We start from the raw sequence: 23,415 nt of genomic DNA, 5'->3' as shown, positions 1-23,415 counted from the left end.
ACCAGAAAATTCTGTTTTTCTGTCAGATGGCTGTCCAGGTCAATAAAGCGCCCATGCCGGTATGGCATGGGCGGGGACACGGAGACAGTCTGGTTCAGAAAGGATGCGCCACGGCCTGCCGTGCAGGGGTCGTATCCATGGCCGGGGTCAGGTCCTGTGTTCGCGTGGCTGGCGCCTGCCGGTTGGTGGCCGGGGCCATTTTCGCGGCGCAGGCGGCATCGCCACGGGTCGCGACCTGAACGACGGGGGCGGCACGGCCATTGCTGGTGCTGGTCACGGTCTGGCTGCACGGGGCGCCATTGCTGTCCCATGATATGGTCGTGACACTCTGGTACATGCTGGCCTGTCCGTGACCGTCACGGGTATCAAGGGCAGGGGTGGGCAGGGCGGCCGCCGGGTTGGGCATGGCCTGGTCAATCAGGCGCATCATCCGCTGCTGCCGTGCTTCCATCTCGGCCAATTCGCGATCCATCATCTGGTCGATCGCATCAAGCATTGGCGGGGCTTCCACCTGTCGGGGAACGATCACGCCCACCGGGTGCCCGCTGGCATCAATGACCGTAAGCGTTTGGGCCTGTGCCGGGCGTGTGACAAGGCCACCACCCATCAGCATGGCGGCCAGCGCGCAGAACGCGCCTGTTCTGGCAGGTTTACAGATAGGCATTTTCCCAATCCTCCATCAGGAAAAACTCATGGGTACGGTTTTGCACGACCATGAAGGGTCCATGGCTGCATCATGATACGCGAAAGGCATAGGCCCTTCACCACCACGGGATGCATCCATGCATCAAAATATAGGGTCGGGAATGCGCCGCGACAATTACCTTCGTCATGTTGTATGGATCTTGTGGTGGATCAGAACCAGCTTCGAATGCCAAAGGTAAAACGTAACGCCCCCGTCTCCCCGCGCTGGTCATGCACGATCCGGCGGGCCTGCGTCAGATAGCCGGCATAGGATACCGCGACATAAGGCGCGAATTTGCGCCAGATTTCATAACGCAGGCGCAATCCCGCATCGACATCCGACAGGCCCGCGCCAACCTGGCGTGCGGGATCGGATTTGGTATAGAGGTTGAATTCCGCCTGCGGCTGCAGGATCAGCCGGTTGGTCAGCAGGAAATCATAAGATCCTTCGATGCGGGTGGCGAACCGCCCCCGGTCGCTGACATAGGCGGTTGCCTGGAATTCGAATTCATACAGCGCCAGTCCCTGCACCCCCAGCGCGCCCCATGTACGTGTCGGCCCGTCGTCAATATCCGCGCGCACGCCACCCTGCACATTGAAATAGGGCGAGACCGCGCGGCTGTACAGCAGTTCATGGTCGCCATCATGCAGGCGGCCATGTTCCAGCGTCCCTTCGGTCTTGAGCCAGACCCGGTTGTAATCCGTGCCGTACCATGCCTCGCCATCCCAGCGGAAATCCGAGCCGCCGGGCGCGTAACGCCCCTCGAACTCATCCAGAATACCATGGAAATAACTGGCATGATCCATGACCGGCTTCATGTTGCCCAGATAAACGACCGGTGTCGACGACGGGGCGTCGGCCGCGCGGTAGGTCGGTTTCGTCGCCTGCGTTGTCGTGGCCGTGGTGGTGGAGGGAATCTGTGCCAGCGCAGGCATGTTCATGATGGTCACGATGGGGACCACCAGCAGAAGCGCGCGCCTCATGCCACGATCACCGTGCGGAACATGCCCAGTTCCATATGCAGCATCAGGTGACAGTGATAGGCCCACATGCCCGGCGCATCGACCGTGACAAGGTAGCTCAGCCGCGATCCCGGCTGGGAAATGATGGTGTGCTTGTAGGGACGGTGGTCACCCTGTCCGTTTTCCAGTTCGCTCCACATGCCATGCAGGTGAATGGGGTGTTCCATCATCGTGTCGTTGATGAGGGTGAAGCGCACCCGTTCGCCCAGTTTCAGACGGATCGGCCCGGATTCAGAAAACTTCCGGCCATTGAACCCCCATATGTAGCGTTCCATGTTGCCGGTCAGGTGCAGGATGATTTCACGCGATGGCGGGCGCGGGTCGGTACCGGGGCGGGTGGCGCGTAGCTGCCGGTAATCCAGCACACGGCGGCCATTGTGTTCCAGCCCGTCACCGGGGCTGCTCAGACGGTCCACCGGCATTTTCGCGACATTCTGGTTTTCGACATTGATGGGTGGCGGACCCGGATCATCCACTTCCATGACCGGCGTCGCGGGCATGGCATGGTCCATGTGGTCCATGTGGTCCATGTCCATCTGTCCCATGTCCTCATGGTCCATGTCAGGCATGTGCATGTCACCCGTCCGGTCGTCTTTTTTCGTCATGCCGGGCATATCCATGCCCTTCATGTCTTCACCGGGTTTCATGTCGCCCATTCCCATGTCGATCATGGTGCGCACCGGGCGTGGGTCCATGGGGGGAACGGGACCGGCCATGCCGGGCTGCGGGGCCAGCGTGCCACGGGCATAGCCGGTGCGGTCCTCGCTCTGGGCAAAAATCGTATAGGCCTGGCTGTCGCGTGGCTGGACGATCACGTCATAGGTTTCGGCCACGCCGATGCGGAATTCATCCACCGGCACGGGTTCGACATCATTGCCGTCAGCCTGGACCACCAGCATTTCCAGACCGGGTATACGGATATCGAAAAACGTCATGGACGCGGCGTTGACAAACCGCAGCCGCACCCGCTCGCCGGGGCGGAACAGGCCGCTCCAGTTCATGTCGGGGGCATGGCCATTCAGCAGGTAGGTGTAGATGATGCCCGTGACATCGGAAATATCGGTCGCGGCCATGCGCATGCGCGACCATTGCAGCCGGTCCTTCAGCGCCGCGCCGATACTGCCCGCCGCACGCGCCTCACGCGGCAGGGACGCCAGCGTGCGCTGGCGGAAAACGTAGTAATCATCCTGCATCTTGAGGTTGCTGATCATGTCCATGGGCGACACGTCGGTCCATTCGGACAGGACGATGACATAATCCCGCGCGCATGCATTCGGGTCAGGACTGCGCGGGTCGATGACGATGGCACCGTACAGCCCCTGCGCTTCCTGCATGCCGGAATGGCTGTGGTACCAATAGGTTCCGCCCTGCTGGACGGGAAAGCGGTAGGTGAAGGTCTCACCGGGCGGGATGCCGGTAAAGCTCAGCCCCGGCACGCCATCCATATTGGTGGGCAGGCGGATGCCATGCCAGTGGATGGAGGTATCCTCGTCCCGCAGCATGTTGGTGACGTTCAGGGTCACGGTATCCCCCTCTCGCCAGCGCAGGATGGGACCAGGTACATTCCCCCCGATACAGGGAGCGTGCAGGACCTTGCGGTCGAGTTCGATACGTTTGCGGCCGACACGCAGGTTCCATGTCGCACTGGATGCGGCAGGGACCATGCCTGATGTGACGGGACTGGCGGAAGCGGGCAGGGGCATGGCGGCAAGCAGCCCGCCCGCCCCCAGACCCGTGACGAAACGGCGACGTGTCAGGCCGTCCCGCGTGCGAGAGGCATTGAACATGGGAAAAATTCCGGAAACAGGGCAGTCACATCCCGCCATCCCGATGGGATGGCGGGTACATCATACGCCTGATGGCGCGTGCGCGTTCCGGGATTTGGGTGGCCGCATGGGGCGCAGCCAGTCACCGCCCGCCAGGCGGGCCTGCGGCGGTGGCAGGTAGGATTGCGTGCCAGCCCCGGGTTGCGGGGGCAGCAGGGTGGCCGGTGGGGTCGGCATGTCGGTTGAACTGACATGGACATGGCAGCACTGGCCTTCCTTATGGTGCATGTGCGCCATGTGGGTCAGTTGTGCCGGTGTCATGCAATGGGGGGCAGTGGCGACGGTGCAGGGCACCATCGCATCATGCGCCTGTGCGGTAGCGGGAAAGGATGCGACCAGCAGCCCGGTCTGCATCAGCAGCCAGGCCAGCAGGCCAATCCAGATCCGGCCATGTGTCCTGATCATTCAGGGCTCCCACGCACAGGCAAATCGCATAACAGAACGTGTCTGCATAATACCCATGGGGGGCATAAAGAAAAGTGTTTTTCCGCGTAATGGCGCAGGCATTACAGGACAGATGCCTGTTTTGCGCATGCAGGCATCAGGGGGTGTTCCAGAAACCCGCCCCTGCGCCATCATGCAAATCATAAGGCAGTTTCTGGTGAAGCTTTTTTCAAAAAGCTTCAGGATAACGCCGCCTTTTTGGAAAAGGGCGACACCGGGAAACTTTTATTTTCATCTGCCAGTCTTTTGTCAGCGGATCAGCTTGCGCACGATGCCCAGCATTTCCTCGATCGCCTCATCCCCGCCATCATCCATGACCGACTGGCGCACGCAGCCTTTGGCGTGGGTGGACAGGATCTGGATGGCGACACCATCAAGTGCCGATTTCACCGCTGAAATCTGGGTCAGGATATCGACACAGTAACGGTCATCCTCAATCATGTTCAGCACGCCGCCCACCTGTCCCTCAATCCGGCGGACACGGTTTATCAGGGCCTTCTTGTGCGGCTGTTCCACTTTTTTGTCAGTGGGCGGGGCGCAATGCGCGCAGCCTGCCGGTTGTGTCGCCAGTTCTTCGTGCTTTGCCATGCGTGCCTTCGCCGTTTTTGTCCTGTCGCGTCCATATGGCTATCACAAGCCATTCCATGTGCCTACGCTGTGGCATTGCTCATATCCGTCCGCCGGGCTTCCAGCGGTTGAGCAGCAGGGAATTGCTGACAACCGATACCGAACTCATGGCCATGGCGGCCCCCGCCACGATCGGGTTGAGCAGCCCGAAGGCCGCCAGCGGCAGGCCAAGGATATTGTAGATGAAAGCGAAAAACAGGTTCTGCCGGATCTTGGACAGCGTGGCGCGCGACAGGGAAATGGCGTCCAGCACACTGGTCAGTTCGCTTTTCATCAACACGATATCCGCCGTGTCCAGCGCAATGGCTGCCCCCGCGCCGATGGCGAAGCCGACATCGGCAGCGGCCAGCGCCGGGGCATCATTGATCCCGTCCCCCACCATGCCGACCACGCCGCCCTGATCGTGGCAGGCCCTGACGGCCTGTGCCTTGTCACCAGGCAGGACGCCCGCCATGAAATCATCCACGCCAGCCTGTTTCGCCACGATGGCCGCGCTGCGCGGGTTGTCGCCCGTCAGCATCATGACGCGGATGCCCGCTGCCTTCAGTGCGCTTACGGTGCGTATGGCGTCGGGCCGCAGGCGGTCCGTCAGGGCGATATGGCCGACAGGATGGCCGCCTGCGGCAACTGCGATGACAGTCCGGCCTTCGTGTTCCAGCCGGGCCGTTACGGCATCATCGGGCGTCATGCCATGATCCGCCATGAAACGGGGGGAACCAAGGCATGCAGGCACGCCGTCAACCGTGGCCATTACCCCCATGCCGGGCATGGCGCGGAAATCGCTTGCAGGCAGTGGCGACAGGCCCGCCGCCGTGGCGTGATCGACAATGGCGCGGGCCAGCGGGTGTTCGGAATCCTGCTCCAGTGCGCAGGCGACGCTGAGCAGCCTGCTGGCATCCACGCCCGGTGCGGGTACCACGTCACTGACGGTTGGCTGGCCTTCGGTCAGGGTGCCGGTCTTGTCCATGATGATGGTGGTCAGCTTCTGTGCGCGTTCCAGTGCATCCGCATTGCGGAACAGGATGCCGCAGCGCGCGCCCAGTCCCGTGCCCACCATGATGGCCGTGGGCGTTGCAAGCCCGAGCGAGCACGGGCAGGCGATGACCAGTACCGACACGGCGGAAACCAGGCTCCACGTCGCATTGCCCGTCACCAGCCAGCCGACCACGAACGTAACCAGTGCGATGGTGATGACCGTGGGCACGAAGATATTCGATATCCGGTCCACCAGTCGCTGCACGTGCGCCTTTGACCCCTGCGCCTGTTCAACCATTTTCACGATATGCGCCAGCGCCGTGTCATGCCCCACGCCGGTAGCGGTGGCCCGCAGCACGCCATTGGTATTGATGGTGCCGCCAAAGACCCGGGCCCCCGCCTGTTTCAGCACTGGCAGGCTTTCCCCCGTCAGCATGGCTTCGTTGACTTCGGACGTGCCTTCGCTCACCTGTCCATCAACCGGGATGCTTTCGCCGGGGCGCACCACGAATATATCCCCCACCCGTACATCCGCCACGGGGCGGTCCACCATCGCGCCATTGACCAGGACATGGGCAAGCGGCGGCTGCAGTTTCAGCAGGCTTTCCAGCCCCGCGCTGGTCCGGTCACGCGCACGGGCCTCCATAAGCCTGCCGAGCGAGATCAGGGTGATGATCGCGACACTGGCCTCGAAATACAGTGGCTGGTGCAGGTGGGCGATCACGACAGTTGCGCTGAAGACGTACGCGATGCTGGTCCCCATCACCACCAGCACGTCCATGTTCGCGCCACCACCCCGCACGGCATTCCACGCGCGCTGGTACAGATGCCGCGCGCCATAGAACTGCACCACGCCCGCCAGTACAAGCTGCAGCCAGCCGGACATCATGTACATGGTGCCAAATGGCATCAGCACCATCTGCGCGAAAAACGGCAGCGACAGGGCCAGCAGCAGCAGGAAATGGGCGCGTTCCGCCCGCCATGCGGCAAGACGCCGGGCGTGCGTGTCATCCGGCGCGCTGTCATTTACCAGTGATGCGCCAAAACCGGCTTTTTCAATGCGGGTGATGAAGGTGTCCGCATCCGCAATGCCGGGTACGAATACGATATGCGCCCGTTCGGTGGCCAGGTTCACGCTGGCCTGTGTCAGGGGCAGGCGGTTGAGGATTTTTTCAATACGCGCGGCACACGCCGCGCAGGACATGCCGGTGATCGACAGGTCCACGCTGCTTTCATCCACCGTGAAACCGGCCTTGCGGATGGCGGCGACAACCGCATCGATCGTGGCGGCGGGCGTGTCCAGCACCACCTGCACGCGCCCGGTGGCGAAGTTGACGGATGCCTGCACGCCGTCCTGACGGTTGAGGATTTTTTCAATACGCGCGGCGCATGCGGCACATGACATGCCGCCCACGGGGAAACTCAGGGTCTGGGACACGGCGGTACTCCTTCGCGTACTGATCCTGATTTATACCCCCCTATGGTATTTTCAAGTCATGTGTGGCCATGATCAGGCATGCAGTCCCGGCGCTTCGTGCCCGGTGCGCGCGACATATTCACTGTAGCCGCCGTCATACTGGTGGATCCCGTCAGGGGTCAGTTCCAGCACCCGGTTGGACAGCGCGGACAGGAAATGCCGGTCGTGCGATACGAACAGCATCGTGCCCTCGTATTGGGCCAGCGCGTTGATGAGCATTTCCTTGGTTGCGATGTCCAGATGGTTGGTCGGTTCATCCAGCACCAGGAAATTGGGCGGGTCAAACAGCATCAGCGCCATCACCAGCCGCGCCTTTTCACCGCCCGACAGCACGCGGCAGCTTTTGTCCACCTCATCGCCCGAAAAGCCGAAGCTGCCTGCAAGTGCGCGCAGTGATCCCTGACTGGCCAGTGGAAAGGCATCATCCAGTGTTTCGAACACCGTGCGGCTTTCATCCAGCAGGTCCATGGCGTGCTGGGCGAAATACCCCATCTTCACGCTGCCCCCCAGTGTTACCGTGCCGGCGTCGGGCTGTGTCGTGCCCGTCACCAGTTTGAGCAGCGTGGACTTGCCCGCGCCGTTGACGCCAAGGATGCAGCACCGCTCCCTGCGCCGCACCAGCAGGTCAAGGTTGTGGTAGATGATGCGTTCGCCATACCGCTTGTCCACGCCGCGCAGCTTGACCACGTCCTCGCCCGATCGCGGGGCGGGCGGGAAATCGAAACTCAGCGCCTGCCGCCGTTTGGGTGGCTCGACACGGTCGATCTTTTCCAGCTTCTTTACACGGCTCTGTACCTGTGCCGCGTGGGAGGCACGGGCCTTGAAGCGTTCGATGAAACTGATTTCCTTGGCCAGCGCCGCCTGCTGGCGGTCGAACTGCGCCTGCTGCTGCTTTTCGTTCTGGGCGCGCTGCTGTTCATAAAACTCGTAATCACCCGAAAAGCTGGTCAGGCTGCCGCCATCAATCTCGATCACCTTGTTGATGACACGGTTCATGAAAGCCCGGTCATGCGATGTCATGAGCAGCGCGCCATCATAACCCGCCAGGAACTGTTCCAGCCAGATCAGGCTTTCAAGGTCGAGATGGTTGCTCGGTTCATCCAGCAGCATGACATCGGGCCGCATGAGCAGGATGCGCGCCAGGGCCACGCGCATTTTCCACCCGCCCGAAAGCCGCCCCACGTCGCCATCCATCATCTCCTGGCTGAAGCCAAGGCCGTGCAGCACCTCGCGCGCCCTGCTGTCCAGTGCGTAACCGCCCAGTTCCTCGAAACGGGCCTGTACCTCGCCAAAGCGTTCAAGGATGCTGTCAAGCTGGTCCATCTGCCCGGGATCGGCCATGGCGGCTTCCAGCACAGACAGTTCGGCCGCGACCTCGGACACCGCGCCCGCGCCGTCCATGACTTCGGCCACGGCGCTGCGTCCGGCCATCTCGCCCACGTCCTGACTGAAAAAGCCGATGGTGGCCCCGCGATCGATCAGGATATTGCCCTCGTCAGGTTCGTCCTGTCCCGTGATCATGCGGAACAGGGTTGTCTTGCCCGCCCCGTTGGGGCCGACCAGACCGATCTTTTCCCCCTTCTGCAGGGCGGCCGAGGCTTCGATAAAGACCAGCCGCTGGCCATTATGCTTGGTGATGTTGTCTAGGCGAATCATGGAACCTCGGGCGGATGGGAATGCCCGCGCACTTAATACGAACGCGCACCGAGCGTAAACCATCACCCGGGCCATGCCGCGCTGTCCGCCTGTCACGACACGGGCGGGCTTCCGGCATTGGCATAGGCATATTTCCCGCCCCGCAGCAGGGCGCGCTGATAGGCGGGACGGTCATGGATGCGGCGCAGGAATGCCGCCACGTGGGGCCGTCTGTCGGTGGCCCCGGCGCGTGCGGCGGCGGTCTCGAGGGGGAAGCTCATCTGGATGTCGGCCGCGGTAAAGTCCTGGCCTGCAAACCATTCATTTTCCGACAGGCTGCGTTCCCAGTAATCCATATGCAGCTTGACCTGCGGGTTGATGAGCCGTGACTGCGCCCCGCAGGCGATCAGGAAGGCGAAGGGACGCAGCAGCATGGGCGCGCGTCTGGGCAGCAGCCCGAATATCAGCTTGAGCAGCAGCGGCGGCATGGCGGACCCTTCCGCATAATGCAGCCAGTATATGAACCGGATGTATTCGGGCGTGTCCCGCGCGGGCGCCAGTCTGCCATTGCCATATTTATCAATGATGTATTCGATGATCGCCCCGCTTTCGGCCAGCGTCACGTTGCCATCCGTATCCGTTATGACCGGGGCCTTGCCCAGCGGGTGAATGGTGCGCAGGGATTTGGGGGCCATCATGGTCCTGGGGTCGCGTTTGTAAAACCGGATGTCGTAGGGAATTTCCAGTTCCTCCAGCAGCCACAGGATCCGTTGGGAACGTGAATTGTCCAGATGATGCACGGTAATCATGATACGCGGTCCTTCCATTTGGCAGGCGGCCCCGCCCGGCAGGCCCGTTGTGACGGACAGCCGGCGGCACAGGAATAATGTGCCGGTCAGGACGATGCCGATGTTCTGCTAAGCAGCGCCCATGGCTTTGGTTCCCCTGCCATTGCACATGAAAAAAGGCATGTCCCCGCGACCGGTTGGGGCGGGAGGCATGCCTTCTGTCACGATGACACAGGAAATGGCGGGATCGTTCAGGCTGCGTGGTCAAGCAGGCGATGCAGGCAGGCGGCCAGCACGACCGCCTCGTTATGCTGCGTGTCACGTGCGCCATACAGCAGGGTCACGGGACCGGCGCGCGCCATGTCCAGCAACTGCCGCACCGGCTGGGGATTTGCCTGCAGTTCCGCGATATAGCGTTCCCGGAACCCGTCCCACCGGGCCGGATCATGGCCGAACCACTGCCGCAGGGCGGTGCTGGGGGCGATGTCCTTCAGCCATATGGTCAGGTCGGCGCGTTGCCTGCTGACCCCACGGGGCCACAGCCTGTCCACCAGCACGCGGCTGCCATCATCGGGCTCGGGCGGGTCGTAGATCCGCCTGACGTGAATGGTGTGCGCCATGCCTATCCGACCAGTGTCGCATCGGCCGCCGAACCGAAGAATTCGAAACGGATCTGGCTTTCGGGCACGCCACCGGCCTTCAGCGTGGCTATGGCATCACGCATGAAGCCGTCGGGGCCGCAGATATAATAGGTCGCGGTCCGGTCGATTTCCCGTGCAAGCCATGTCGGTGTCATGCGGCCTGCATGGGTGGTGACGCCCGTGGCGTCCTGTGCCGCCTGCGGTGTCGCGCGGCTGTAGAACAGGTCGGCGCGCAGCATGCCCCTTGCAGCAAGGTCGCGGATATAGGGGCCGAAGGCTTCCGTTGCGGGCGTGCGGGTCGTGTGGATGTAACGCACGCCCCTGGCCGCACCCGCATCCAGCGCGCCCAGCATGGATATGAAGGGTGTCAGGCCAGATCCTGCGCTGAGGAATACGATGGGTGCGTCAACCGGGTTGTCCAGCGTGAAATCACCCGCCGGGGCGGAAACCTGCAGTACCGTACCTTCGTGCACGCTGTCATGCAGCCAGTCGGATACCACGCCATTGTCGATGCGACGGACGCTGATGCGGTAGGACTGTGAACCGGGTGCAGAAGAAATGCTGTAATTCCGCCGTTCCGAGCCATATCCCGGCACGTCGAGGCGAAAGCTGAGATACTGCCCCGGCACATGGCACATGACGGGCCTGCCATCTTCGGGCGTCAGTTCAAACGACGTGACGGTTTCGCTTTCCGCCACGCGGCGGCTGACGCGGAAGGGACGCCAGCCGACCCAGCCACCCGGTGCCGCGGCATGGGCCACGTAAATCTGTTCTTCCCGCCCGATCAGGATTTCAGCCAGGAACCAGTAGGCCTTGCCCCATGCCTCCATGATTTCGGGGGTTGCCGCATCCCCCAGAACGTGGGCGATGGCGCCCAGCAGGGCATCGGCAACATAGGGATAGTGTTCAGGCAGGATGTTCAGCCCGACATGCTTTTCCGCAATGCGTTCGACCGCACCGGCCATGGCGCCAAGGTTGTCGATGTTGCGGGCATAGGCCAGCACCGCAAGCGCCAGCGCCCGTGGCTGTTCCCCATCCTTCTGGTGCGAAATGTTGAACAGGTCGCGGATGTCCGGATTGGCCAGCAGGCGGCGATACATTTCCGTCGTGATCGCCAGGCCGTGCGCTTCCAGCGCGGGTACGCAGGCCTTGATGATGCTGCGGGTCTTGTCATCCAGGGGCGATGCCATGTTCGGGTCCTTTAAGATGTATAATAAAAACACCTTTAATGGCTGTTAAAAAGATGTCAACGATGTATATCTTTATTGGCGCACATATCCCTCATGCACGATCCGTATTGCTGGCGCGCACGGGGGCGCGTTCGGGTGTTGGTGTAATTGACAGTGATAATAAATCGCATAACATGCGCGCGTTATTGGAGTGTGCCGTATGCGTTACCTAACCGTTCTGTCATGTGTCGGGCTTGCGGCACTCCTGCCTGCACCGGCGGCAAGGGCGATGGATCCCGTCCACCTGGAGGTGAAGGACCACCATTTCACCCCCGACCACATCACGGTCCCGGCGGGCCAGCGTTTCCTGATCGTGCTGGACAACCATGACGACACGACGGATGAATTCGAAAGCTACGACCTGAAATTCGAGAAGATCGTGGTCTCCGGCGGCACGATCACCGTTCATGCGGGACCGCTGCATCCCGGCACCTACAAATTCTTTGACGACTATCACCCCGATCAGGCGACGGGCACCGTCACCGTGACACAGGAGCCCTGAGAATGCTGGGAAGTCTGCTGATCGTCTTTCGTGAGGTCATGGAAGCGGGTCTGATTGTCGGGATCGTGCTGGCGGCGACACAGGGCATTCCAGGGCGTGGGCGCTGGGTTGCCGGTGGCATTGCGGCGGGTGTTGCGGGGGCTGCGATCGTGGCCGTATTCGCGGGCAGCCTGTCCGCGGCCCTGTCGGGCAATGGGCAGGACGTATTTTCTGCCACGATCCTGTGCATCGCGGTGCTGATGCTGGGCTGGCATACGGTGTGGATGACCCGTCACGGGCGCGAAATGGCGGGTGAGATGAAGACGCTGGGGGCAGAGGTCGTATCCGGTGAACGCTCGCTGGCCGCCATGTCCGTCGTCGTCGCCGTGGCGGTGCTGCGCGAAGGGGTGGAGGTCGTGCTGTTCCTGTATGGCATTGCGGTCTCGACCCATTCCGGACCAGCGGCCATGCTGACGGGGGGCGCGCTGGGCATTGCGGCGGGGGCGGCGCTGTCGTGGCTGCTGTACCGGGGGCTGATCGTCATTCCGCTCAGCCGCCTGTTCAGCGTGACGGGACTGCTGATCGCCTTTCTGGCGGCGGGCATGGCCAGCCAGGCGGCGGGCCTGCTGGCGGGGGACGACCTGATCCCCGCCCTTGGCTATGAGGTATGGGATACATCGTGGCTGCTGTCCGATGGCAGCATGGTGGGGCGTGCGGCCAAGGCGCTGTTGGGCTATTCCGACCGGCCCATGGGGGTGCAGGTCATCACATGGGCGGTGACGCTGGCGACCATGATCATCGCGACCCGCCTAGTGCGCAGGCGGCCTGCCGCCCGTGCCTGATGGGGCGCCGCCTAGCCGCGCAGGGCAAGGCGGCCGATGGCGGGATCATCGGTAAAGAAGCCATCCAGCCCCATATCCAGATAATGCCGGATTTCCGCGATTGATCCCTGCGGGTTGCGCGCATTGTCCCCCGCGCCATTGCGCAGGTGGACGGGCAGGAAGTGGTTTTCGGGCCGGAAGGTATAGGAATGCACCAGCAGGCCGGCACGGTGCGCATCATCGATCAGCGATGTCGGCGCAAGCCATGCGCCGGTTGCGTCACGCGGTATGATGTCCGCATTGGACGGGCCGATCACGTCCGCATAATCCCGCACGTGGCGCAGGCCCTCAGCCGTCATGAGATCACCAAAGGTGAGCGGTGTGGCGGTGCCCGCCGTGTCGGGGACATGTTCCGTGCGTTCGCCCATCAGCAGCATCAGGCGCGCCTGTGTGTTGATGGCCTGCACCCGCCCGTGCAGCAGGCGCAGGGGGCTGATTTCAAAGGACTGGACCTCCAGCGGGCAGTAGCGGGTGTATTCGTGCGCCGCGATGGTGCGCACGAACGTCTCTTCCGGTGCAAAGCCAAGCTGGTGGAAATGCGTGGCGTTCTTGATTTCCGGGATCAGGCCGATCATGCGCCCGCGGGTTGCGGCTTCGGCGGCGACGAAATCGATGATTTCCTCGAAGGTCGGAATGTCAAAATGCCCGTCATAACGCGTGTTGGCCGCGCGTATGTCGGGTAGGCGTTCGCGCGCACGCAGGGTCTTGAGTTCGGCCAGCGTGAAATCCGTGGTGAACCACCCGGTTTCGCTTGCGCCGTCAATGGTCTGCGTGCGGCGGCGCGTGGCGAATTCCGGGTGGCTGGCGACATCCGTGGTGCCGGTAATATGGCTTTCATGACGGGCGACCAGCACGCCATCCTTTGTGGGTACAAGGTCGGGTTCGATATAATCCGCGCCATCCGCGATCGCCCTGGCATAGGCGGCCAGCGTGTGTTCGGGCCGCAGGGCAGACGCGCCACGATGCGCCATGACGCAGGGCAGGGGGGCAAGTGAGGGGGCGGCGAACGCCCGGCGTGCCGTCATGGTCGCTATGCCCGACAGGGCGCCTGTCATAATCAGTCTGCGTGTCAGCATGAATCCAGTTCCGGCCTGTTGCGGGGACAACAGTCAGGGAAGATCACGCGCGGTGCAATGGGATTTGCAATGCCACCGGGCCGGAGCCCATATGGGTATCCGGTCGGGAATTTCCGCGTCGCCAGTATCGGGGCAGGGGAGTATTGTTCCGGCAGATGCATTCCGGTTGCCTGCAAGGCTTCGCGTATTTCCGGTTCCTGAATGAATAAATGATACCGGCACGGCAATACATGGAAATGCGTATTGCCGGAATGCAGTTCTCTTGTCATGGGAAAGTAATTATGCACGACATGTGCATGTTTGTCATGTGCTGCCCGGTATTGTTCAAGCCCCGGTGGCGTCCTGCGTGGGATGGCATAAATGATATGTGATCGACTTTGCAGTGCGTGACATATTTAACGGGGGCAGATGTCTTTACAAAACATGTCTGTATAGCGGTTTCGCCGCTTTTACTCGCTGAACGTGAATCTGCTATACGTTAATATGGGAGTATAAAAGGTTGCAGACCCGGCGTGAGTGGCGGTATCGGTGATGGCATTATTGCATCCCGCACGGTCATGCCTGTTTTCCGGCATTCCTGCTGGACCAACATGCATGAGAGGCGACGCCAGATGGCTGCAGACCAGCCCAGTTTTCCCACCAGTATCCACCTGTCCACCCCCAATGCCATACGGATGAACCGCGCATTGCGCATGTCGCGTCGCGATGTGCTGCTGGGTGCGATGGGGGCCGCCGCCGTGGTGCTTGGCGCGGGCCGGGGCATTGCCGCCACCCCTGATGCAGGGGCGCAGGATGCGGTCGCGCCGCTGTTCCTTGCGCTCTCGCGCCGTCTGACCGACCGTGACGTGCTGGATGAGCGTATCAGCAGCGCGCTGTACGCCCGCATCATTAAGGCAACGCCTGAACGCCGTGACCAGATGCAGAAGCTGCATGACCTGATGGCGGGCGGTAAATTCGACAGCGCCCGCGAACTGGCCAGGGCCGCGGAACACAGCGATGTCGCGTTCAAGGATGTCATTCATGACATCATGACGGCATGGTACCGTGGTGTCGCCGATGAAAAGGTGGTTGTGTACCGATCCGCGCTGATGTTCGACATCACCAAGGATGCCATCTATCCCAAGACCTATGCTGCGGGCGGGCCGTTCTACTGGACCCAGACCCCACCGGAAGTGGCCGTTCCAACTGGCGAGCCTGCCCTTTCGCCTTCGAAATTCGTTGTAGAACCCACCTGATATCCGGAGCATCCCCCATGCCTTCCGAACAAGACCTTTCCGCAGACGTCGTGATCGTCGGATCCGGCGTCGCTGGCAGTTCCATTGCCAATGAACTGGCGCGCGCGGGTATTTCCGTCATCGTGCTGGAAGCCGGCCCCCGTGTCGACCGCCAGCATTTTGTCGATAATTTCCGCAACCTGGAAAACAAGCCCTCCTATCAGGGGCCCTTTCCCTGCGTGCCCTGGGCCGAACATCCGCCCAACCAGATAACGCCCAACAAGTACCTGCACACGACCGGGCCGGATGCCGAAGCCTACCAGCAGGTCTACCTGCGCATGATGGGTGGCACGACATGGCACTGGGCCGGGTGCGCATGGCGTTACCTGCCGTCGGACTTTGAACTGAAGACCCGTTATGGACAGGGCCGTGACTGGGCGCTGAAATATGACGATCTCGAGCCGTTCTATTACCAGGCCGAGGTCATGATGGGCGTCTGTGGCCCGGACCCGGCGGTGGAAGACCTCGGTTCGCCACGCAGGCAGCCCTATCCGATGGATGCGCTGCCCATTTCCTATGCCGCGGAGCAGTTTCGCAACCTGATCCGTGAAAAGACCCCGTATCGCGTCGTGCATGAACCGCAGGCCCGCAACACGCGGCCCTATGACAACCGCCCGACCTGCGAGGGACATAACAACTGCATGCCGATCTGCCCCATCGGGGCGATGTATAACGGCAGCTATTCCGTCTATCATGCCGAGGCGGCGGGTGCGAAGTTCGTCCCCAACGCGGTGGTGTACCGGATTGAACGTGACAGCGCGAACAAGCGTGTCACCGCCGTGCATTATTACGACCCCGAGAAGGGATCGCACCGTGTGACCGGCAAGTATTTCGTCATTGCGGCGCACTGCATCGAAACCGCGAAGCTCATGCTGTACTCGGCCGATGAACAGAGCCCCGACGGCATCGCCAACAGTTCCGGCCATGTCGGTCGCAACATGATGGACCATACCGGTGTGCAGGTCACGTTCATCAGTGGTGACAAGGCGCTGTGGCCCGGCCGTGGCCCGCTTGAAACCAACGTGATCGACAATTTCCGTGATGGGAACTGGCGCAATGAACGCGGTGCGTACCTGGTGCACATGGTTGATGACAACCAGGTGGACCTTGCAACCGCACTTGCCATTTCCAAGGGGTATGTCGGCAGGGAACTGGAGGAGCAGATCCGCTATCTTGCTTCCCATACCGTGCGGCTGTTCAGCCATAACGAAGGGCTGGCCGATCCCGAAAACCGGCTGACCCTGAGTGCCACATACAAGGACGCGCTGGGCATTCCCCACCCGGAAGTCTATTACAAGCTGCCTGAATATACGGTGAAAAGCTGCGAACATACCCGTGGCCTGTTCAAGGACCTGATCGGTCTCATGCATGGCACGGATGAACAGTGGACACCGGGTTACTTCCCGCAGGATCATCCCGCCGGCAGTACCATCATGGGCACCGACCCCAAGGATTCCGTGGTTGACGGCTTCTGTCGCACACACGACCACGAAAACCTGTTCATCGCGAGTTCGTCCGTTTTCTCATCGGTCGGAACCGGCAACATCACCCTGACGGTCGCAGCACTTGCCTTGCGTGTTGCCGATACACTTAAAAAAGAACTGACCCATGCCTGACGTTAAACGCAAGATCCTGTGGTCGGTTCTGGTCACGGGTACTGCCCTTGCTTCCCTGTCCGCAATGCCTGCGCGGGCGGATGACCCTGCGGAGACTCCGCCGGCGGCCCCGGCAGCCGCCGCACCGGCCGCCCCTTCGGCGGACCTTCTGGCGCGTGGCGAATATATCGCGACGGCCGGTGACTGTGTCGCCTGTCATACCGCGCCGGGTGGCAAGGCCTTTGCCGGGGGGCTGCGCATTACCACGCCCATGGGTGATGTCGTTTCGACCAACATCACGCCCGACCCCGACCATGGCATCGGAAAATATACCGAAGAGGATTTTGAAAAGGCCGTGCGCCACGGCATCCGCCGCGATGGCAGCCGCCTTTATCCCGCAATGCCGTATGTGTCCTATTCCGGCATGACGGATGATGATGTGAAGGCCATGTATGCCTGGTTCATGCATGGGGTGAAGCCGGTTGCCGTAACGCCGCCGGTGACGGAACTGAACTTCCCCGCCAATCTGCGTATCACCATGGCGGTGTGGAACCTTGTCGCGGGCAGTGTCTCGCCCGAAACCGGGGATTCCGCCACGTATGACAAGATGCGTCGTGGCAGGTACCTGGCCAATGCGCTTGAACATTGTGGCACCTGCCATACGCCGCGCAACATGATGCTGAGCGAGGAGCAGGACAGCTACCTTGCCGGTGCGCCGCTTCTGGGCTGGTATGCGCCCAACATCACGTCGAGCAAGACAAGCGGCATCGGTACCTGGAGCGAGGATAATCTCGTCACCTATCTCAAGACCGGTCATGTCGCGGGTCTGAGCCAGGCCGCAGGGCCGATGGGTGAGGCGGTTGAACACAGCACCAGCCACCTGACCGATGATGACCTGCATGCCCTTGCCGCCTACATCCTTCAGGTCCCGGCCAAGGAAGATGAGGCGGAACATAGTCCCCGTGCGCAGTTCGGGCAGGCGCTTGATGTGCCGGATATCCGTTCGGGCGAACTGACACGGATCGACAAGCTTGATGAAATGACCGGCCCGCATATTTATGATGCGAACTGTGCCGCCTGTCATGGTGGTGACGGGGCGGGCACCAGTGACCATTACGCGCCGTCGCTGTTCCATAATTCGGTTGTGGGATCCGCGCATCCGGATGACCTGATCATGACCGTCCTGAACGGTGTGGACCGGACTGCCGGCGGCCTGCATGCCTACATGCCCGGCTTTGACCATGGTTCCGACGTGCAGCGGCTGAGCAATACCGAGATCGCGGCTCTGGTCAATTACGTGACCTCCACGTTTGGCAGCGGCGACCATGGGGTGACGCCGGACCAGGTTGAAAAGATGCGCAAGCAGCTTCCCAAGACGCCGTAACATGATACGAAATCCCGACAGGCCTAACGCCGCATGATATGGCGCAAGGGCTGTCGGGATTTTTTTGTTCGGTTATGCCCGTCATCAGGCATGGTTATTTATAATGTTTCCCGATCTGATCGAGAGACTGTTTCAAAAGCTTCCCATCATGATATCCGGCAGATCATAAAGAAGTTTTTGGCGCAGCTTTTTTCAGGAGGCTTCAGGAAACGTCGCCTTTTCCTGAAAATCCAAAAGGCAGGTTCCTGTTATCTGCCGTAAAAAAACATTGCCCTGACCCACACATCGCGCGATCCACGCGGAAATCATACGGCAATACAGGACTGCCCCTGACAGTCTGATTGCGGGTTGTTGCTTTGTACATGATGCATGGCGCCACCTCAGGATGCGCATGAGCCATGTATTTCATGGGGCTGGAGGCATCCGTTTTTTATGTAACTGGATAAGTTTTACATAAAATGGAAATGGATGGTTATTCTGTATTGTAAATCAACAGGGAAATTAAGGTGTCTGGCAAAAGGAAGCCAGACAGGCCACCGGCTGCCTTGCGGGTCAGCCAGTGGCGCGGCCTGTCTTCATGACAGGCCGCGTGTCCGGGAATATTGACCCGATCAGAACGGGGCGTCGATATCCACGACATCAATCAGCTTGTGATTGACGAATTCCTTGATGCCAAGGCCGATCAGTTCGCGGCCATAGCCCGAACGGGCGACACCGCCGAAGGGCAGGTCGGCCTTCACCATGGTCGGATGGTTGACATACACCATGCCGGTATAGATCTGTTCGGCCACTTTCACGCCGCGCTGGGTGTCGCGCGTAAAGACAGCGCCGCCCAGCCCGTAGGGGGAGTCATTGGCGATACGGATGGCGTCCGCATCATCCTTCGCACGGTACAGCTGGGTGACCGGGCCGAAGAATTCCCAGTGACGGGCTTCGTTGTCCTTGTGCAGGTTGGTCATCAGCAGCGGACGGAAGAAGGCGCCCTTTTCGGGTACCGGCGCGCCGATGGTTTCAACAACCGCACCATGCTTCTTGGCTTCTTCAACCTGCGCCATCAGGTCGTCAGCCGCTTTCTGCGAGGACAGCGGCGCCAGCGTGGTGGTCGGGTCCATCGGGTCGCCAGCCTTCAGTTCGGCCACGCCCTTCTTGTACAGCTCGACAAACTTGTCATAAATGGCGTCGGCCACGATCAGGCGCTTGGCGGACACGCAGACCTGGCCAGCGTTCCAGTGACGACCGAAAACGGCCCATTTCACGGTCTTTTCCAGATCAGCGTCATCCAGCACCACGAAGGCGTCGGAACCGCCCAGTTCCATGGTGGATTTCTTCAGCGCCTTGGCCGCGACGCCCGCGATGATGGTCCCTGCACCTTCGGAACCGGTCAGGGCAACACCGCACACGCGCGGGTCGCTCAGGATCATTTCCGTGTGGTGGCGCGCGGCATACAGGTTGCGGAACCCGCCCTTGGGCAGGCCGGCTTCCGCCATCAGGCTGTCGAAAGCCGCCGCGCACTGCGGCACGTTGGAAGCATGCTTGAGCAGCACCGTGTTACCGGCCGAAAGCTGCGGCGCGATGATGCGGGCGATCTGGTAGTACGGGAAGTTCCACGGTTCGATCGCAAAGACGATGCCCTGCGGCTGATGGATCAGGATGGCGTCGCCTTCCTTCGGATCCGCGACCGGCAGCTTTTCCGGCGCCAGCAGGCGTTCGGCATGTGTTGCGTAGTATTCAAAGATTTCGGCAGACAGGATGGTCTCGGCCTTTGCCTCGGCAAAGGTCTTGCCCATTTCCAGCGTCGCCAGGCGGGCGTATTTGTCGATATCACGGCGCAGGATCTGGCCTGCCGCCGTCATGACCTTCGCGCGTTCGGCAAAGGACGTATGCCGCCATGTCTTGAAGACGTCGTATGCTTCGGTCAGTGCGGTCTGGACTTCCTGATCCGTGGCATTGGGAAACGTCTCGAGCGTCTCGCCAGTATAAGGGTTGGTCGTAGCATAAGCCATTGGCAGTAGGTTCCTCAGAGTTTCTTCAAGAAGTATATATTTCACCAGCAGGCGTGCAAGAATCGTTTCAGGTATCACCAACCCTTGAAACGTGCAAAAAATCATTGTCCCGCATGGAGGCGGAATATGCGGGACAGGGAAAAGCCGCCGGTTTTCTCGCTGTTATGCCGGGGGCCGGCCCCGGTTGGAGTGGAATTGTAAAATGGAGTTCATTCCACACCCCCAACGGGAATATGGAGGTCAGGCGGGCAGGGGACGACGCAGGCGCTGGCGTTCCTGGTCTGTTATGACATCAGCAAGCGTATAATGGTCCATGACGGCGATAAAGGAGCCGAGGGCCTCTCCCAGTACGCCCCGCAGGCGACAGACATCCGCCAGGATACAGCTGGTGGCCTTGCTGCCTGTTTCCGTGGGGTGCATGCATGTGACCAGCGCCATGTCTTCTTCCGTGTGGCGCACCACGTCCCCCAGCACGATGGAGGCCGCCGGCCGTCCCAGCTTCAGGCCGCCATTACGGCCCCGGATGGTTTCGACAAAACCCGCCTGACCCAGCTTGTGTATGATCTTGACAAGATGGTTTTCCGAAATGCCATAGGCCTGTGCCACTTCACGGATGGACGTCAGGCGATCCGTATGGATCCCCAGATAGATCAGTGTCCGTAGGGCGTAATCTGTATGCAGGGTCAGGCGCATGAAAGAAGATATATACGATCTGCATATTTTTGCCAGACCCATGGAACAATATAACTCGACAGATTTCCGTTCTGTTCCAGGTTATTCCGGGGTGACGAAATCCTGTAGGGATCATTCCGGTCCGGAACCTGACAGCATACTGCAAAAGCAGGGAGGATGTCCCTGATATGGCTGGAAACGTATCGCCCGTGGAAAAGACACCCCGATTGATCCAGTCCATTGAACGGTCAGCCGCCATCCTGGAAATCATCGCACAGAAGGGCGGTCGCGCACGGCTGCAGGAAATTGCCGAGATATCGGGACTGGGCAAGACGACGGCGCACAACATCCTCCAGACCCTTGACCATCTGGGATATGTGCAGCGCAGGCATGGGGATGTGCGCTACCATCTGGGTGGGCGTATCCTGAACCTTGCGCGCATCGCGGGCGACGACAATGCCCTGCGGGCACGGCTGCGTCCCGTCATGCAGGCGATTGCACGCGACAGTGGCATGACCGTCTACCTGGCCGTGCCCAGCGGGGACGAAGCAGCGTATCTGGAGGTATTCGAAGGCGGTGACGGGGCAGCCAACGGCAGGCCACCGCTGCATGAACAGCTTGAAGGCTCCGCCGTGGGGCTGGTGTTCCTTGCGTTCGTGCCCGGCCTGCGCAAACGGGTCATGGCGACGCGCGTCGGCGCGCTGGACGCCCTGACCCTGACCCGGATCGAGGCGGTCAGGGTGCAGGGCTACGCGATTGATACCGGGGCCTGCCGCCCCGGCTGGAACTGTGTCGCCATTCCGTGGCGCGAACAGGGGGAAGTCCGCGCCAGCATCGGCCTGACCGGCCCGGCGTCACGCCTGTCCCGCGCGCGTCTTGTGCGGCTGGGGTGGATGATGATGCGGCATGTGGAACAGGCATCTGTTCAACAATGTTGAAGAAATGACGCGGTCACGTCTTTGCATGTTCCATTCCGCCAGCGTGTGTCTAACCTGTCTCTTATTCTTCGCGAGACAGAGGGTTTTTTCACAGTGCAGCTTTCCCATGCCATGTCCCTGCTTGACGCCGCCCGGTCAGAGGCGGCGCGTCTGGGCGTTACGGTCAGTATTTCCATCATGGATGCGGCGGCGTGGCCCGTGGCCTTCATCCGTATGGATGGCTGTCCGCTCGGTGCGATCGAGGTCAGCCAGAAGAAGGCCCGCACGGCCGTCCTGTTCCAGATGGACAGCGCCGTATTCGCCACGATCGCGCAGCCGGGTGGCGCGGCCTACAGCCTGGAAAACACCAATGGTGGCCTGACCAGCTTCGGTGGTGGTGTCGTGCTGAAGGGGGCGGATGGCAGCGTGCTGGGCGCGATCGGCGTGTCAGGTGCCAGTACGGAAGACGACATCGCCATTGCCCGTGCCGCCGCGCAGCCAGCCGCCTGATTGCCCTTTTTGGATGATGCGTCATGTCAGATAACACGCAGGCCGGGGGCGCGATCACGCAGGTTGCGCCCCCGCACGGGAAAACCGCCGCTTTCTTCATCCTGACGTTTGGCACGTTTGTCGTCGGGACGGGGGAATTCGCCATCATGGGCATGCTGCCGGAATTCGCCACGTCCCTCAGGCTGTCCGTGGCCGATGCCGGTTATGTCATCACCGCCTATGCGCTGGGTGTGGTGATCGGTGCGCCGCTCATCACCATTCTGGGCGCGCGGCTTTCGCGGCGTGAACTGCTGCTGGTTTTGCTGCTGCTGTTCTGTTTCGGGAATATCCTGAGCATCGTCATGCCGACGCCCGGACTGGTGGAAGTCGCGCGTTTCATTACCGGCCTGCCGCATGGGGCGCTGTTCGGGATTTCCGCGCTGGTTGGCGCATCCATGGTGGAACGTGCGCGACGCGGCTGGGCCGTGGGGCGGGTGCTGTCGGGTATCGCCATTGCGACCCTGATCGGCGCGCCGTTTTCAACATTCGCCGCCAATCACCTGGGCTGGCGCATGGCGTATCTTACGATCGCCATTCTGGGTTTCGTCACGTTCCTGGGGGTATGGCGCTATATTCCTGCCGATCCGCCAAACCGGCAGAATTCCCCCTTCAGGGAAGTCAGCGCGATGGGCAACGTGCAGGTGCTGCTGACATTGCTGACCGCGGCAATCGGCTTTGGCGGCATGTTTACGATCTATACCTACCTGACCAGCGTGCTGCAGAACGTGACCCATGTGCCCGAATGGGAATCCATGGTGTATATGGTGGTGTGGGGCGCGGGCATGCTGGCGGGCGCGAATGCGGGCGCATGGCTGGTGGACCGCAACCTTGATCTTGCCGCACTGATCGCGCTGGCGGGCAGTGCGGCGGCCATGCTGGTGTTTCCCTATATCCTGCACAGCCAGATCGCCCTGATGGTTGACGTGTTCCTGGTGCCAACCTTCGTCAATGCGCTTGGGCCGGCGTTGCAGACACGCCTGATGGACTTTGCGGGGGATGCGCAGACGCTTGCGGCCTCCCTCAATCATTCCGCGTTCAATATCGCCAATGCCGTGGGGGCGGCCGGGGGCAGCTTCCTGCTGGCGCGGCAGTTCGGTTATGGTGCGCTGGGCTGGGGTGGGGCGCTGTTTTCGGCAGGTGGACTGATTGTGTACCTGCTTGCCCTGCTCATGCTGAAAAAGCATGTCAGGGCAAGCATCTGAAAAGTAATAACAGTTTCCGGGTATCGCCTTTT

21 protein-coding genes are annotated in these 23,415 nt (G+C 61.3%); 8 read left to right on the top strand and 13 right to left on the bottom strand.

Annotated elements, in window-relative coordinates:
* Nucleotides 1–94: 94 nt before the first annotated feature.
* From S101446_RS08170 to hmpA, 10 genes are all read right to left on the bottom strand, one after another.
* The gene (locus S101446_RS08170; RefSeq protein WP_244184115.1) at nt 95–664 is read right to left on the bottom strand and encodes a hypothetical protein; all 570 of its coding nucleotides are present in this window, start codon (nt 662–664) and stop codon (nt 95–97) included.
* A 191-nt stretch (nt 665–855) separates the two neighbouring features.
* On the bottom strand, nt 856–1,668 hold the full coding sequence (locus S101446_RS08165; RefSeq protein ID WP_087608082.1) for a copper resistance protein B: 813 nt from the start codon (nt 1,666–1,668) through the stop codon (nt 856–858).
* Nucleotides 1,665–3,494 (bottom strand): copper resistance system multicopper oxidase, encoded by a 1,830-nt coding sequence (locus S101446_RS08160; RefSeq protein WP_087608081.1) that lies wholly within the window; start codon nt 3,492–3,494, stop codon nt 1,665–1,667. The genes S101446_RS08165 and S101446_RS08160 overlap by 4 nt, the downstream gene beginning before the upstream one ends.
* A 60-nt stretch (nt 3,495–3,554) precedes the next feature.
* Complete coding sequence (locus S101446_RS08155; protein ID WP_048851382.1) at nt 3,555–3,938, bottom strand: hypothetical protein; 384 nt, start codon at nt 3,936–3,938, stop codon at nt 3,555–3,557.
* A 288-nt stretch (nt 3,939–4,226) separates the two neighbouring features.
* Nucleotides 4,227–4,565, bottom strand: a complete 339-nt coding sequence (locus tag S101446_RS08150; protein WP_010506923.1) for a metal-sensitive transcriptional regulator — start codon at nt 4,563–4,565, stop codon at nt 4,227–4,229.
* Nucleotides 4,566–4,644: 79 nt separating this feature from the next.
* A complete protein-coding gene (locus tag S101446_RS08145; RefSeq protein WP_087608080.1) occupies nt 4,645–7,017 on the bottom strand; it encodes a heavy metal translocating P-type ATPase in 2,373 nt (790 codons plus the stop codon).
* A 72-nt stretch (nt 7,018–7,089) separates the two neighbouring features.
* On the bottom strand, nt 7,090–8,712 hold the full coding sequence (locus S101446_RS08140; RefSeq protein WP_087608079.1) for an ABC-F family ATP-binding cassette domain-containing protein: 1,623 nt from the start codon (nt 8,710–8,712) through the stop codon (nt 7,090–7,092).
* Between the two features lie 92 nt (nt 8,713–8,804).
* Complete coding sequence (locus S101446_RS08135; RefSeq protein ID WP_208620490.1) at nt 8,805–9,500, bottom strand: glutathione S-transferase family protein; 696 nt, start codon at nt 9,498–9,500, stop codon at nt 8,805–8,807.
* A gap of 230 nt (nt 9,501–9,730) precedes the next feature.
* A complete protein-coding gene (locus S101446_RS08130; RefSeq protein WP_019090475.1) occupies nt 9,731–10,099 on the bottom strand; it encodes a DUF488 domain-containing protein in 369 nt (122 codons plus the stop codon).
* A 2-nt stretch (nt 10,100–10,101) separates the two neighbouring features.
* Nucleotides 10,102–11,310 carry an NO-inducible flavohemoprotein gene (gene hmpA, locus S101446_RS08125; protein ID WP_087608077.1) on the bottom strand — a complete coding sequence of 403 codons (1,209 nt, stop codon included), beginning with the start codon at nt 11,308–11,310 and terminating at the stop codon, nt 10,102–10,104.
* 199 nt (nt 11,311–11,509) lie between these two features.
* Between hmpA and S101446_RS08120 the strand changes: the two genes are divergently transcribed.
* Nucleotides 11,510–11,851, top strand: coding sequence for a cupredoxin domain-containing protein (locus S101446_RS08120; RefSeq protein ID WP_026019530.1), 342 nt, complete (start codon nt 11,510–11,512; stop codon nt 11,849–11,851).
* Between the two features lie 2 nt (nt 11,852–11,853).
* Complete coding sequence (locus tag S101446_RS08115; RefSeq protein WP_019084628.1) at nt 11,854–12,672, top strand: FTR1 family iron permease; 819 nt, start codon at nt 11,854–11,856, stop codon at nt 12,670–12,672.
* Between the two features lie 11 nt (nt 12,673–12,683).
* On the opposite strand, the gene S101446_RS08110 is transcribed toward S101446_RS08115, so the two are convergent.
* Complete coding sequence (locus tag S101446_RS08110) at nt 12,684–13,787, bottom strand: glycerophosphodiester phosphodiesterase family protein (protein WP_087608076.1); 1,104 nt, start codon at nt 13,785–13,787, stop codon at nt 12,684–12,686.
* Between the two features lie 611 nt (nt 13,788–14,398).
* On the opposite strand from S101446_RS08110, the gene S101446_RS08100 reads away from it, so the two are divergent.
* From S101446_RS08100 to S101446_RS08090, 3 genes are read left to right on the top strand one after another with little or no spacing between them, the layout of a single operon-like run.
* Nucleotides 14,399–15,022, top strand: a complete 624-nt coding sequence (locus tag S101446_RS08100) for a sorbitol dehydrogenase family protein (protein WP_244184113.1) — start codon at nt 14,399–14,401, stop codon at nt 15,020–15,022.
* Nucleotides 15,023–15,039: 17 nt separating this feature from the next.
* On the top strand, nt 15,040–16,677 hold the full coding sequence (locus S101446_RS08095) for a GMC family oxidoreductase (RefSeq protein ID WP_087608073.1): 1,638 nt from the start codon (nt 15,040–15,042) through the stop codon (nt 16,675–16,677).
* Entirely contained in the window at nt 16,670–18,040 is a 1,371-nt protein-coding gene (locus S101446_RS08090; protein WP_087608072.1) for a cytochrome c, read from the top strand. The genes S101446_RS08095 and S101446_RS08090 overlap by 8 nt, the downstream gene beginning before the upstream one ends.
* A 611-nt stretch (nt 18,041–18,651) precedes the next feature.
* Here S101446_RS08090 and S101446_RS08085 read toward each other — a convergent pair.
* On the bottom strand, nt 18,652–20,043 hold the full coding sequence (locus S101446_RS08085; RefSeq protein ID WP_019084623.1) for an NAD-dependent succinate-semialdehyde dehydrogenase: 1,392 nt from the start codon (nt 20,041–20,043) through the stop codon (nt 18,652–18,654).
* A gap of 240 nt (nt 20,044–20,283) precedes the next feature.
* Complete coding sequence (locus S101446_RS08080) at nt 20,284–20,736, bottom strand: Rrf2 family transcriptional regulator (protein WP_087608851.1); 453 nt, start codon at nt 20,734–20,736, stop codon at nt 20,284–20,286.
* 188 nt (nt 20,737–20,924) lie between these two features.
* On the opposite strand from S101446_RS08080, the gene S101446_RS08075 reads away from it, so the two are divergent.
* The 3 genes from S101446_RS08075 to S101446_RS08065 all read left to right on the top strand — a co-directional run bounded on the left by S101446_RS08075 (nt 20,925) and on the right by S101446_RS08065 (nt 23,383).
* Nucleotides 20,925–21,653, top strand: coding sequence for an IclR family transcriptional regulator (locus S101446_RS08075; protein WP_408884610.1), 729 nt, complete (start codon nt 20,925–20,927; stop codon nt 21,651–21,653).
* 93 nt (nt 21,654–21,746) lie between these two features.
* Complete coding sequence (locus S101446_RS08070) at nt 21,747–22,142, top strand: GlcG/HbpS family heme-binding protein (protein ID WP_087608070.1); 396 nt, start codon at nt 21,747–21,749, stop codon at nt 22,140–22,142.
* Between the two features lie 23 nt (nt 22,143–22,165).
* Nucleotides 22,166–23,383 (top strand): MFS transporter, encoded by a 1,218-nt coding sequence (locus S101446_RS08065; RefSeq protein ID WP_087608069.1) that lies wholly within the window; start codon nt 22,166–22,168, stop codon nt 23,381–23,383.
* Nucleotides 23,384–23,415: the final 32 nt, after the last annotated feature.

The sequence above is a fragment of the Komagataeibacter europaeus genome, from assembly GCF_002173515.1.
Classification (GTDB): domain Bacteria; phylum Pseudomonadota; class Alphaproteobacteria; order Acetobacterales; family Acetobacteraceae; genus Komagataeibacter; species Komagataeibacter europaeus.
The sequence above is the reverse complement of the archived record's forward strand: the minus strand, read 5'-3'. Positions and strand labels throughout refer to the sequence as shown.